The sequence below is a fragment of the Nitrosospira sp. Nsp1 genome (assembly GCF_900100985.1).
Taxonomy (GTDB): Bacteria; Pseudomonadota; Gammaproteobacteria; order Burkholderiales; family Nitrosomonadaceae; genus Nitrosospira.
The window spans coordinates 181,858-194,595 of sequence record NZ_FMUF01000001.1 but is presented as its reverse complement, the minus strand read 5'-3'; the positions used below and the strand labels follow the sequence as shown (position 1 = coordinate 194,595).

At 54.0% G+C, this 12,738-nt stretch carries 10 protein-coding genes; 7 read left to right on the top strand and 3 right to left on the bottom strand.

Annotated features, from left to right (window positions below):
• Window position 1: 1 nt before the first annotated feature.
• Both BLP78_RS00845 and fur read right to left on the bottom strand, forming a co-directional pair.
• On the bottom strand, window positions 2–1,723 hold the full coding sequence (locus BLP78_RS00845) for an acetolactate synthase 3 catalytic subunit (RefSeq protein ID WP_256329929.1): 1,722 nt from the start codon (window positions 1,721–1,723) through the stop codon (window positions 2–4).
• 304 nt (window positions 1,724–2,027) lie between these two features.
• On the bottom strand, window positions 2,028–2,483 hold the full coding sequence (gene fur / locus BLP78_RS00840; RefSeq protein WP_090455401.1) for a ferric iron uptake transcriptional regulator: 456 nt from the start codon (window positions 2,481–2,483) through the stop codon (window positions 2,028–2,030).
• A gap of 55 nt (window positions 2,484–2,538) precedes the next feature.
• Between fur and BLP78_RS00835 the strand changes: the two genes are divergently transcribed.
• From BLP78_RS00835 to greA, 5 genes are all read left to right on the top strand, one after another.
• Entirely contained in the window at window positions 2,539–3,282 is a 744-nt protein-coding gene (locus BLP78_RS00835) for an outer membrane protein assembly factor BamE (RefSeq protein ID WP_256329928.1), read from the top strand.
• A 164-nt stretch (window positions 3,283–3,446) separates the two neighbouring features.
• Complete coding sequence (gene dapB, locus BLP78_RS00830; RefSeq protein ID WP_090455398.1) at window positions 3,447–4,262, top strand: 4-hydroxy-tetrahydrodipicolinate reductase; 816 nt, start codon at window positions 3,447–3,449, stop codon at window positions 4,260–4,262.
• Window positions 4,263–4,417: 155 nt separating this feature from the next.
• A complete protein-coding gene (gene carA / locus BLP78_RS00825; RefSeq protein WP_090455396.1) occupies window positions 4,418–5,557 on the top strand; it encodes a glutamine-hydrolyzing carbamoyl-phosphate synthase small subunit in 1,140 nt (379 codons plus the stop codon).
• A gap of 211 nt (window positions 5,558–5,768) precedes the next feature.
• On the top strand, window positions 5,769–9,056 hold the full coding sequence (gene carB / locus BLP78_RS00820; protein WP_256329927.1) for a carbamoyl-phosphate synthase large subunit: 3,288 nt from the start codon (window positions 5,769–5,771) through the stop codon (window positions 9,054–9,056).
• Window positions 9,057–9,110: 54 nt separating this feature from the next.
• Window positions 9,111–9,587, top strand: coding sequence for a transcription elongation factor GreA (gene greA / locus BLP78_RS00815; RefSeq protein WP_090455394.1), 477 nt, complete (start codon window positions 9,111–9,113; stop codon window positions 9,585–9,587).
• A 43-nt stretch (window positions 9,588–9,630) separates the two neighbouring features.
• Here the strand turns inward: greA and yhbY are convergent, their stop codons facing one another.
• A complete protein-coding gene (yhbY, locus tag BLP78_RS00810; RefSeq protein ID WP_090455392.1) occupies window positions 9,631–9,993 on the bottom strand; it encodes a ribosome assembly RNA-binding protein YhbY in 363 nt (120 codons plus the stop codon).
• Between the two features lie 30 nt (window positions 9,994–10,023).
• Between yhbY and BLP78_RS00805 the strand changes: the two genes are divergently transcribed.
• Both BLP78_RS00805 and ftsH read left to right on the top strand, forming a co-directional pair.
• Window positions 10,024–10,644, top strand: a complete 621-nt coding sequence (locus BLP78_RS00805) for an RlmE family RNA methyltransferase (RefSeq protein WP_090455390.1) — start codon at window positions 10,024–10,026, stop codon at window positions 10,642–10,644.
• A 157-nt stretch (window positions 10,645–10,801) separates the two neighbouring features.
• Window positions 10,802–12,697 (top strand): ATP-dependent zinc metalloprotease FtsH, encoded by a 1,896-nt coding sequence (gene ftsH, locus BLP78_RS00800; RefSeq protein ID WP_090455387.1) that lies wholly within the window; start codon window positions 10,802–10,804, stop codon window positions 12,695–12,697.
• Window positions 12,698–12,738 lie beyond the last annotated feature (41 nt).

Sequence of the window (12,738 nt, the reverse complement as noted above, 5' to 3'; positions counted from 1 at the left end):
TTTATACCAGAATCATTTCGGAGAGACCTTTTCCGCCAGGCACCATGGGAAAAACATTTTCGGTCTGGTCCGTTATGAAATCCATGAATACCAGCCGGTCCTTGAGTTTGAAGGCCTCTTGCAACGCGCTTTCCACGTCGCCGGGCCGTTCGACCTGCATGCCGACATGGCCATAGCTCTCCGCCAGTTTGACGAAATTGGGCAGCGCATCCATATAGGATTCAGCATAACGATTCCCATGGAAAAATTGTTGCCATTGCCGCACCATTCCCATGTAACGATTGTTCAAATTAATGATCTTCAGCGGCAGGTTATACTGCTTGCAGGTGGATAATTCCTGAATACACATCTGGATGCTGGCCTCGCCGGTGACACAAGCCACCATTTCCCCGGGATGGGCAAACTGCACGCCCATTGCTGACGGAAGACCAAAGCCCATGGTTCCCAAACCGCCGGAATTAATCCACCGCCTCGGCAGGTCGAATTTATAGAACTGGGCTGCCCACATCTGGTGCTGGCCCACATCCGAGGTGATGAACGCATTGCCCCCGGTTACCTCATATAGTTTTTCAATCACCATCTGCGGCTTGATAATCGAGCTTGCGCGGTCATATTTGAGGCAATCGCGTGCGCGCCATAAATCGATCTGCGTCCACCACGCATCGAGAGCAACCCGATCGGGCTTTTCCTTGCGCGCCTTGATTAGTTTTATCAGCTCGTCCAGGACATCGGGGACGTTGCCGACAATGGGAATATCCACCTTCACACGTTTTGAAATAGATGAAGGATCGATATCTATGTGTATTATTTTTCGGTCTTCATTGGAAAAATGCTTGGGGTTGCCTATGACTCGATCATCGAAGCGGGCCCCCACGGCCACCAACACGTCGCAATGCTGCATCGCCATGTTGGCTTCATAGGTGCCGTGCATGCCCAGCATGCCGACAAACTGTTTGTCGGTTGCGGGATAACCGCCCAATCCCATCAGTGTATTGGTGCAGGGGAAACCCAGCATTCGCACCATATCGGTCAGTTGCGGCGCCGCGTCGCTCAGGATGACGCCGCCGCCCGCGTAGATCATCGGACGTTTGGCTTCCAGTATCAGTTGTACCGCTTTCTTGATTTGTCCGGCGTGTCCCCTTGTGATCGGGTTGTAGGAGCGCATGGTGACGTTCGCGGGATAATCAAATTCTGTTTTCTGCTGGCTCACATCCTTTGGAATATCCACCAGCACCGGCCCGGGGCGGCCTGTGGAGGCAATATAGAACGCCTTCTTGATGGTCGCGGCCAGCTCGGTGATATCTTTAACCAGAAAATTATGTTTAACGCAGGGACGTGTGATGCCGACGGTATCCACTTCCTGAAATGCATCCAATCCGATGGCATAGGTTGGCACTTGCCCGCTGATGATGACCAGGGGAATCGAGTCCATATAAGCGGTGGCGATACCGGTCACGGCGTTCGTCACGCCGGGTCCGGATGTCACCAGCGCCACCCCTACCTTATTACTGGAGCGAGCGTAGCCATCCGCTGCATGCACCGCCGCTTGCTCATGCCGCACCAGTACGTGCTTGACCTTGTCCTGTTTGAATAATTCGTCATAAATGAACAGTACGGCGCCGCCGGGGTAACCAAAAATATGGTCTACCCCTTCTTCTTGCAAGCAACGCACTGCAATCTCAGCGCCCGTCAATTCCGTGCTCATGCTTTCCTGAATTTCCAATGTTGAGTGACAGCAAAAAAATATTTGAATAAAAGCTGAACAGTAATGTCCGGGCGGTCGTTGGTCAACTGCTTTTCCAAGGGGTCAGCGGGGGCATGGCAGGTTGATAACCTGCGTATGCCTTGAAAGTTGATTTATCGAACAGACTGCCCCAGTCAGTTGAGGACGAGGAATACGGTAAATTCAGCAGACCGTGAATGGAGCAAGCCGAATCTCAGCGTTTTCCAGGCTGAAGAATCGATATCCGGAGCGTTCAAGTACATAACTATAGCCTGAATCAGCGCGTTTCAGAAAAAAATTAAACTCAACTTTTCACGTTTCCGCCCTTTTCTTCGGTTTTTCGATGCGGGCAGGCAGGTTTAATACAATCCGCGTAAAGTGAAAGCGAGTGCTCATGTATGGCAAAGCCTCGATCTTTGGCGATTTTGATTTGACGCCTCTCGATTTCAGCGTCGTAAAATTCTTCCACCCTGCCGCACTGCAGGCAAACCAGGTGGTCGTGGTGAGCGTCGCTGGCAAGTTCGAACACTGCCTTGCCACCCTCGAAATGGTGACGTTCGAGCAACCCCGCCTGCTCGAATTGGGTCAGCACCCGGTACACAGTGGCGAGACCGATATCTTCCCCTTCCCCGATGAGGGTTCTGTAAACATCCTCGGCCGAGAGATGGCGCACCGTGCTGCTTTCGAACAAACTGAGTATTCTAAGGCGCGGCAGCGTGGCCTTCAAGCCCATGGTCTTGAGATTGTTTGACTTACTCATAGCTCTATATCCATCCATTAGATTATTTGCTGTATCATATAACGTTGAGTTCGCTTTGGAAACCTACGTCGTCGCGATGCGCGCAAGAATACTCACGTTGGTCGGTTTGCTATTGCTCGCCGGATGTTCGTCTGTTCCATCTTTGATCTACAAAATCGAAATCCAGCAGGGGAATGTCATTACCCAGGAAATGGTGAACAAACTAAGACCCGGCATGACTCGGTCGCAGGTACGCTTTGCGCTGGGCTCTCCCATGATTAGTGACGCTTTCCATGAAAACCGCTGGGATTATGTATATCGCCTCGAGCAGAGGGGGAAGCTGGTCGAGCAAAGACATCTGGCAGTTTTTTTTGAAGGCGATAAACTGGTGAGCACAAATGGCACTTTCACGCCTTCGCTTGCTTTTGTTCAGCCGCCGTCAACCGAGCCTTCCATGCCGGGTGAGTCAACCAGGCCCGTGGTCAAGGAAGAAAGCGGCACTCAAATGACCAGAAAGGAGGGCGCTGATCAAGTACCCGGCGATATCCCTGCGTCGAGTAAAGAGGAAGGTTCCCGAGCCACGACTTACGCAGTGACCGATACTCCCCCTTCCAATAGAGGGGAAACCGGTATTCCAGGTTCAAGCGATATCGCCGCCCAGGGTGAAACGGCGGCTGCCACCAGTATGGCTGCGTCGAGCGGAATTCCCTACGTGAATGAAGCTTCAAGTTTTCCGGAGCCGGAAAAACGCGGTCCCAGGCTGGTGCCGTCGCCAGCAGCGGATATGGGTAATATGGAAGCAGACCTGCCGAAAGAATAGGATCACCCGGGCGATCCGAAAAAAGATTCCTGAGATAAACCTGAATTCGGCAGTTGATCGCTCATGTCAACTAAGCGCTATAACCAAAAAGAATTTTTCGTATTCTGTGAGCTCCACCTTTTTGGTGAGCCCGCTCCTCCCGTTCAACCGCCGGATTTAGAATAATGACGACATTGAAAATTGCCATCGCTGGAAGTTCGGGCCGGATGGGGCGAGCTTTGCTGGAGGCTATCGCCCAAGCCCCGGACATGCAATTGAGCGCCGCGCTGGAGCGTACCGGTAGCCCATTTCTCGGAAGGGATGCGGGTGAATTGGCCGGTGCGCCGTGCGGCGTTGCCATTGCCGATGATATTGCTCCCGGGTTGCGGGCAACTGATGTGCTGATTGATTTTACCCGGCCTGAAGGGACGCTTGCGCACTTGGCGGCGTGCCGTGCGGCGGGGGTTAAAATGGTAATCGGCACGACCGGTTTTTCGGCTGAACAAAAAGAAGAACTCAAAGCCGCATCAAAAGACATATCAATTGTATTTGCTCCCAATATGAGCGTGGGTGTGAACGTTACCTTCAAACTGCTGGAGACGGCGGCCAAGGCATTGAACCCGAATACGGGTTACGACATAGAAATTATTGAGGCGCACCATCGGCACAAGGTTGATGCGCCGTCCGGCACTGCGTTGCAGATGGGCGAGGTGATCGCAAGGGCGCTCGGCAGAGAGCTCTCCGAAATTGCGGTTTACGCACGCGAAGGCAATACCGGCGAGCGGGCGCCTGGCACCATTGGTTTCGCCACCGTGCGCGGCGGAGATATCGTTGGCGATCATATCGTGATGTTTGCAGGGACAGGCGAGCGCATCGAGATTTCACACAAGGCCGGCAGTCGCGCAACTTTCGCCGAGGGCGCGCTGCGTGCTGCGCGATTTCTTGCCGACAGACAGAGCGGATTGTTTGATATGCAGGATGTGCTGGGATTACGCGATTAATCCTGTGCCAGGTATGCTGCTCACGCCTTCGCGGTCACATGATACGGCGGCAGTTTCATTGAAGCCGCTTTTCGAAGTATAATCTCGCACTTATAAAATGGGGCAATGACAGCTTGTCCCATTTTCATGTCTTGTCCCATTCGCAGGAGTCTCCCGTGTCACAACGTCCGCATGCCGTGCTCGCACTCGCCGACGGCACCGTTTTCCGCGGCATATCCATCGGCCTCGAAGGCGTCAGTACGGGTGAAGTCGTATTCAACACTTCCATGACCGGCTACCAGGAAATACTGACTGATCCTTCGTATTGCCGGCAGATCATTACGTTGACTTATCCGCACATTGGCAATACGGGCGCCAATCCGGATGATGTGGAATCCGGCAACATCGATCGCGTATATGCCGCGGGCCTGGTGATCCGGGATCTTTCCCTCGTCTCAAGTAATTGGAGACAGACCCAGACCTTGCCGGAGTACCTCAGGCAACATGGCGTGGTGGCGATTGCGGATATTGACACGCGCAAGCTTACGCGTATCTTGCGCGAAAAAGGTGCGCAGTCAGGTTGTATCATGGCGGGTTTTCCCGATGAGGCTGAAGCGCTGAAACACGCCCGGGAATTTCCCGGGCTGATGGGAATGGATCTGGCTAAGGTCGTGAGTTGCACTCAGCCTTACGAATGGAACGAAGGTGAATGGAGGTTGGGGTGCGATTACCAGGTCGATAAGAACCCCCGCTTTCATGTCGCCGCGTTGGATTTTGGCGTTAAGCGCAACATGCTGCGCAAATTGGCGCAACGCCACTGCAAGGTTACGGTATTTCCTGCTCAAACCACCGCTGACGAGATTCTGGCACTGCGACCCGACGGTGTATTTCTTTCCAATGGACCTGGCGATCCGGAGCCCTGCGATTACGCAATTTCCACAATCAGAAGATTGCTTGAAGAAGAAGTACCCATCTTTGGTGTTTGCATGGGGCACCAACTGCTGGGGTTGGCGAGTGGGGCCAGGACCATAAAGATGAAATTCGGCCACCACGGCGCCAATCACCCCGTGAAGGATCTGGACAGTGGAACAGTAGCGATTACCAGTCAGAACCACGGCTTCGCGGTAGATATCGATACCCTGCCAAAGAATGCGCGCGTTACGCATCTGTCGTTATTTGACGGCAGCTTGCAGGGATTCGAGTTGATTGGCCAGCGCGCATTCTGCTTTCAGGGACATCCCGAGGCAAGTCCCGGGCCTCACGATCTGGATTATTTATTCGATAAATTTATCGGATTGATGGAGAGAAACGGGTGAAATACAAATATGAAAGAGACTCCTGAATAGATCCGGCACGGGCGCTCACTGCATGGTATTCCTTAGCGCTACCAGAGGGAGAAGGATCCGGCTGCTGCCCGCAATGCGCCTTGCGATTATTCCGATTTTGCTGAAACGCGCTTCTGATGGAATTTAGCCAGCGTTTCCTGAAGCAGCGTATCGACGTCACCCCAAAAATTTCACTGCAGCCATGCCTAAACGTAACGACATAAAATCCATCCTCATTATCGGTGCGGGGCCTATCATTATCGGGCAGGCATGCGAGTTCGACTATTCGGGTACCCAGGCGTGCAAGGCGTTGCGGGAGGAAGGTTATCGCATCATCCTGGTGAATTCCAATCCTGCAACCATCATGACCGATCCGGAAATGGCGGATGCCACCTATATTGAGCCCATTATCTGGCCTATGGTGGAAAAGATTATCGCCATCGAGCGCCCGGATGCGCTATTGCCGACGATGGGCGGACAGACGGCGTTGAATTGTGCTCTCGACCTGGCCAAGAATGGCGTGCTTCAAAAATACGGTGTCGAGCTGATCGGTGCTTCGCGCGACGCTATCGACAAGGCCGAGGATCGTGAGAAATTCAAGCAGGCAATGACCCGTATCGGGTTGAGTTCGGCACGTTCCGCCATTGCCCATAGCCTGGAGGAAGCGCTGCAGGTACAGGCAATGGTGGGTTATCCAGCTATTATTCGTCCGTCATTTACCATGGGGGGTAGCGGCGGCGGTATCGCGTACAACCGCGAGGAATTTCTGGACATCTGCGAACGTGGGCTGGAAGCTTCGCCTACGCGGGAATTGTTGATCGAGGAATCGGTCATCGGTTGGAAAGAATTTGAAATGGAGGTAATACGCGATACGAAAGACAATTGCATCGTCATCTGCGCCATTGAAAACCTCGATCCCATGGGTGTGCACACCGGAGACTCCATCACCGTAGCCCCGGCACAAACCCTGACCGACAGGGAATACCAGATCATGCGTAATGCATCGATAGCGGTGTTGCGCGAAATAGGGGTGGAAACAGGCGGTTCCAATGTGCAGTTTGCTATCAGCCCGCAGGATGGACGCATGCTTGTAATCGAGATGAATCCGCGGGTATCGCGCTCCTCTGCGCTGGCTTCGAAGGCGACGGGATTTCCCATCGCAAAGGTGGCGGCCAAGCTCGCGGTGGGTTACACACTGGATGAACTCAGGAACGACATTTCCGGCGGGGCGATGCCGGCATCATTCGAGCCATCCATCGATTATGTCGTCACCAAAATACCGCGTTTCGCTTTTGAGAAATTTCCCCAGGCCAATGATCGCCTCACCACACAGATGAAGTCGGTGGGCGAGGTCATGGCGATTGGGCGAACTTTTCAGGAATCTTTTCAAAAAGCCCTGCGTGGACTGGAGATCGGCGTAGACGGATTGGATGAGAAAACGGCGGATATTGAAACGATCGCAGCCGAACTGGCTGATCCGGGTCCGGACCGGATCTGGTTTGTTGCCGACGCGTTTCGTTGCGGCATGGCTTTTGACGAAATTCACGAGCATACGCGCATCGATCCCTGGTTCCTGGCCCAGATCGAAGATCTGGTAAGGCAGGAGCAGTCCGTTGCCGGAAAACCTCTGGATACATTTGATCTGCAGGCATTGCGTAAACTGAAACGTAGCGGGTTCTCCGATCAGCGCCTGGCGAAGTTGATGAATGTGACTCAGGAGGCAGTTCGCGCCCGGCGACACCAGTTCGGTCTGCGTCCGGTATACAAGCGGGTCGATACCTGCGCCGCCGAGTTTGCCACCCGTACCGCTTATATGTACTCCACCTACGAAGAGGAATGTGAAGCGCTGCCGAGTGACAGGAAGAAGATCATGGTACTGGGGGGCGGCCCCAACCGTATCGGTCAGGGTATCGAGTTCGATTACTGCTGTGTTCATGCAGCGTTGGCTTTAAGCGAGGATGGTTTCGAGACTATCATGGTCAACTGCAATCCCGAGACGGTCTCGACCGATTACGATACCTCAGATCGGCTTTATTTCGAGCCCCTGACGCTGGAAGACGTACTCGAGATCGTCGCGGTGGAGAAGCCGTTGGGTGTCATCGTGCAATATGGCGGGCAGACACCGCTGAAGCTTGCGCGCGATCTCGAGGCTAACGGGGTCCCGATTATCGGTACCAGCCCGGACATGATCGACTGTGCCGAGGATCGGGAGCGCTTTCAGAAAATGCTGCATCAGCTTGGGCTGAAACAACCACCAAACCGTATCGCGCGAAATGCGGAAGCAGCGATTGCCGCTGCCGGCGAAATCGGTTATCCGCTGGTGGTTCGCCCCAGTTACGTACTGGGAGGACGAGCCATGGAAATCATCCATGAGCAAGCACATCTTGAACGGTACATGCACCAGGCCGTGAAGGTTTCGTACGATTCGCCGGTGCTGCTGGACCATTTTCTGAACGACGCAGTGGAAGTGGATGTGGATGCGATTTGCGATGGCGAAGCCGTGCTGATTGGAGGAATCATGGAACACATCGAGCAGGCCGGTGTGCATTCAGGCGATTCGGCATGTTCGCTGCCGCCTTTCAACCTGTCGGCTTCGATCCAGGATGAGCTGCGTCGCCAGACCTCGGCAATGGCGCGCGCGCTCAAGGTCGTAGGATTGATGAATGTGCAATTTGCCATTCAGGGTGATACCGTTTACGTACTCGAGGTAAATCCGAGAGCCTCTCGTACCGTGCCTTTCGTATCCAAAGCCACCGGATTGCAATTGGCAAAAATTGCCGCGCGCTGCATGACGGGGATAACGCTTGCACGCCAGGGTGTGATCAAGGAATTCATTCCTTACTATTATTCCGTAAAGGAAGCTGTCTTTCCTTTTATAAAATTTCCGGGTGTAGATACCATACTCGGACCCGAAATGAAGTCTACCGGTGAAGTGATGGGAGTGGGGCAAACGTTTGCCGAAGCGTTTGTGAAGTCGCAACTGGCCGCCGGCGTAAAACTCCCGCTCTCGGGTAAAGTCTTCATCAGCGTCCGCCAAACGGATAAGCCTCGCGTGGTGGAAATTGCGCGCAATCTTGCGCAACTGGGATTCACGCTTTATGCTACCCGTGGTACTGCAACAGTCCTGAGCTCGGCGGGGCTGGCCGTAACGCCGGTAAACAAGATGGCGGAAGGGCGCCCACACATAGTGGACATGATCAAAAACGGTGAGATGGCTTTGATTATCAATACTGTGGAAGACAAGCGGAGCGCGATTCACGACTCTTACTCGATCCGTCATGCCGTGTTGCAGGCACGGGTAACCTATTACACCACGCTGGCAGGCGCGCGCGCTGCCTGCATCGGCATGGCAAGCATGCAGGAGTTGCAAGCCTACAGTTTACAAACACTTCACGGATTGCGAGGCGTGACGCCAGCGGCATCCTTTCATGCAGATGGAGATGGGAATGTGCCGTTCAAGGCGCAGGGAACGGACTTACCGCAAATTTAGCGAAATAGATCGATCAACGAAATCGAATACAAAACAGGTGGTGATAAAAGTCTTATGAGCACAATCCCCTTAACGGTAATCGGCGCTGGAAAACTGCGCGCTGAATTGCAAGAAATGAAATCCGTGCAGCGTCCGGCTGTTATCGCGGCGATCGCGGAAGCTCGCGCTCACGGTGATCTTTCCGAAAATGCGGAATACGAAGCCGCCAAGGAACGACAGGGTTTTATCGAGGGACGCATCGCTGAATTGGAGAGCAAGCTTTCCAATGCTCAGGTCATCGATCCCGCTTTGCTCGACGCGGATGGCGCCTGCGTATTTGGCGCAACGATCGATCTGGAGGACATGGCCAACGCGACGACGGTAACTTACCAGATTGTCGGGGACGACGAAGCCGACATCAAGGAGGGAAAAATCTCCATCAGTTCCCCCATTTCTCGCGCGCTGATCGGCAAGTACCCCGGGGACGTGGCCGAAGTCATGGCGCCGGGCGGATTACGGGAGTATGAGATTCTTGACGTCAGATATGTTTGAGCATTGCCATATCCATTTTCGATGGGCAATGCGCAGTAACGTATCAGTTCGGGATGCCGCCCGGTAAACCCTGTCTGGTTCGGCGTGGCTTCTTCTCATTGCGAAGCGGAGGGGTGTCAGGTGAGATTATTTTTTCCGGCTTGGGACGATAGATCACCAGTATCTTGCCGATATGCTGTATAGGAGCGGCTCCGAGCCGCTCGCAGATTTCACCCAGCAGAATATTTCTTGCTTCACGCTCATCCCCCGATACCTTGATTTTGATCAGCTCGTGACTTTTGAGGCCCTGATCCAGTTCATGGATAACGCCTTCCGACAGACCGGCTCCGCCTATCCAGACAACTGGCTTGATGGCATGGGCAAGCGCCTTGAGTGCTCGCCGTCTGGCGAGTGCGAGTTCTAACATTAGTTTTCCGAAAATCGTCCATTTTACGCGATGAAATCCTCCAAAACCAGCAAAGCCTGGATGAAAGAGCATGTGAATGATTTTTTTGTAAAACAGGCAAAAAAAGAAGGTTACCGTTCACGTGCCGCTTACAAGCTGATCGAGATTGCCGAGCGTGATCATCTGCTTCGGCCAGGCATGACAGTGGTGGACCTCGGCGCGGCTCCGGGTGGCTGGTCGCAAGTGGCGGCAGAAAAACTGGCTGGAAAAGGCAGGGTGGTTGCGCTGGATCGGCTGGAAATGACGGCTTTGCCCGGGGTTACCTTCATTCAAGGCGATTTCACCGAAGCGTCCGTTTTAGCGGAACTGAAAATACATCTTGGGAAATATCCTCTTGACCTTGTAATTTCGGATATGTCACCTAATATAACGGGCATAGGCGTAACCGATCAAGCGCGCGGCATGTATCTGGCGGAGCTTGCATTGGAGTTTTCCGCGGAGCGATTGAACTCTGACGGTAATTTTCTCGTCAAAGTATTTCAAGGTTCCGGTTTTGAGGGGTTTTTACGCGCAATGCGTGCTACATTCAGTCGGGTGATAACACGTAAGCCTGAGGCATCCCGCGGTCGCAGCAGTGAACTCTATTTGCTGGGGATGGGGAAGCGGAGATGAGCATTTGAACCGAAAGCAAATGATAGGCAGGCGAGTTTACGAAACACCGGGTTTGCGAAATGCTATAAGAGCCATGGCAGGCCGGCTATTATAAATCTCGAAATGGGTTTAGAATGAAGCATTCAAGGATTTTGACGGCGCAAGCCAAGGAGCTATCTTGAACAATCTCATTAAAAACATGGCCATCTGGCTTGTGATTGCTTTGGTGCTGATGACGGTGTTCAATCAGTTCAGCACGCGACAGGCAGCACAGGCGCCGATGGAATACTCGCAGTTCATCGACGAAGTAAAGCAGGGCAGGATTGCCAAGGTGACCATTGAAGGGCGGACGCTGAAAGGTACCAAATCCGATGGCCGGCGGTTTACCACCTACACGCCCTCGGATCCCTGGATGGTGAGCGACCTGCTGAAGGCGGGCGTCATCATTGACGCCAAACCGGAAGAAGAGCCATCGCTGCTGATGAACATTTTCGTCTCATGGTTCCCGATGCTTCTACTGATAGGCGTATGGATTTTCTTTATGCGCCAAATGCAGGGAGGCGGCCGGGGTGGTGGTGCGTTCTCGTTCGGAAAGAGCAAGGCGCGCATGCTTGACGAATCCACCAATCAGGTAACGTTTGCTGACGTGGCGGGTTGCGAGGAGGCCAAAGAAGAGGTTTCGGAGCTGGTCGAATTCTTGCGCGATCCCAGTAAGTTCCAGAAGTTGGGGGGACGGATTCCCCGCGGTGTATTGATGGTGGGAAGCCCGGGCACGGGTAAAACTCTTCTGGCTCGCGCAATTGCGGGCGAGGCCAAAGTTCCGTTTTTCAGTATTTCCGGTTCTGATTTTGTGGAAATGTTCGTCGGTGTCGGTGCGGCGAGAGTGCGTGACATGTTCGAGCAAGCCAAGAAGCACGCACCCTGCATTATTTTTATCGATGAAATCGACGCGGTCGGCCGTCAACGCGGCGCGGGCCTCGGCGGCGGGAACGACGAGCGGGAACAGACATTGAACCAACTGCTGGTCGAGATGGATGGTTTCGAGGGAACTGCCGGCGTGATTGTAATTGCAGCGACCAACCGGCCTGATGTGCTTGACCCGGCGCTATTGCGTCCTGGCCGTTTCGACCGGCAGGTGACAGTGCCGCTACCCGACATTCGTGGGCGTGAGCAAATACTGCACGTACATATGCGCAAGGTACCGATCGCGCCCGATGTGCATGCGGAAATCATTGCGCGAGGCACGCCGGGGATGTCCGGTGCCGACCTGGCCAATCTGGTGAACGAGGCAGCGTTGTTTGCGGCACGCAGCAATAAGCGGCTCGTGGATATGGATGATTTCGAGCGCGCAAAGGACAAGATCTTCATGGGGGCGGAACGTCGCTCCGTGGTGATGCCGGAACGCGAACGGCGCAACACTGCCTATCATGAATCCGGGCATGCGGTAGTGGCGCAGTTGCTGCCCAGGACCGACCCGGTACACAAGGTTTCCATCATTCCGCGAGGACGCGCGCTGGGTGTGACAATGCAGTTGCCGACGGAAGATCGCTTCAGCATGGATCGCGAAGAAATTCTGCAGAACATTGCGGTGCTGTTCGGCGGGCGTATCGCCGAGGAAGTGTTCATGGGGCAGATGACGACGGGCGCGTCCAATGACTTCGAGCGCGCTACGGAAATGGCAAGGCGTATGGTTACGCAATGGGGCATGTCGGATTCCCTTGGTCCAATGGTATATGGCGAGAATGAGGGAGAAGTTTTTCTCGGTCGCTCCGTTACCACCCACAAGAACGTCAGCGAAGCCACCATGCAGAAGGTGGACGTGGAAATTCGCCGTATCATCGATATGCAGTACACGTTGGCCCGCAAGCTGATCGAGGAAAATCGCGATAAAATCGAGGTGATGACCAAAGCGCTGCTGGAATGGGAAACCATAGACTCCGATCAGATCGGCGATATAATGGAAGGTCGCCCACCGCGGGCTCCGAAGCCCAGCAAGTCCACGTCGACGCCGCCCAGGGACAATACGCCTCCGACGGCACCGGCGCCAACAGCAACCCCAGCTCAGGAAGTTTAACGTAAGGTATTCCCAAGCTGGGCATCTAAAAGAAAAAAGGC

Coding starts and splice junctions, on each gene's coding strand:
- fur (WP_090455401.1), bottom strand. CDS start 2,483: ATGAGTAAGTCAAACAATCTCAAGACCATGGGCTTGAAGGCCACGCTG.
- dapB (WP_090455398.1), top strand. CDS start 3,447: ATGACGACATTGAAAATTGCCATCGCTGGAAGTTCGGGCCGGATGGGG.
- carB (WP_256329927.1), top strand. CDS start 5,769: ATGCCTAAACGTAACGACATAAAATCCATCCTCATTATCGGTGCGGGG.
- greA (WP_090455394.1), top strand. CDS start 9,111: ATGAGCACAATCCCCTTAACGGTAATCGGCGCTGGAAAACTGCGCGCT.
- yhbY (WP_090455392.1), bottom strand. CDS start 9,993: ATGTTAGAACTCGCACTCGCCAGACGGCGAGCACTCAAGGCGCTTGCC.
- BLP78_RS00805 (WP_090455390.1), top strand. CDS start 10,024: ATGAAATCCTCCAAAACCAGCAAAGCCTGGATGAAAGAGCATGTGAAT.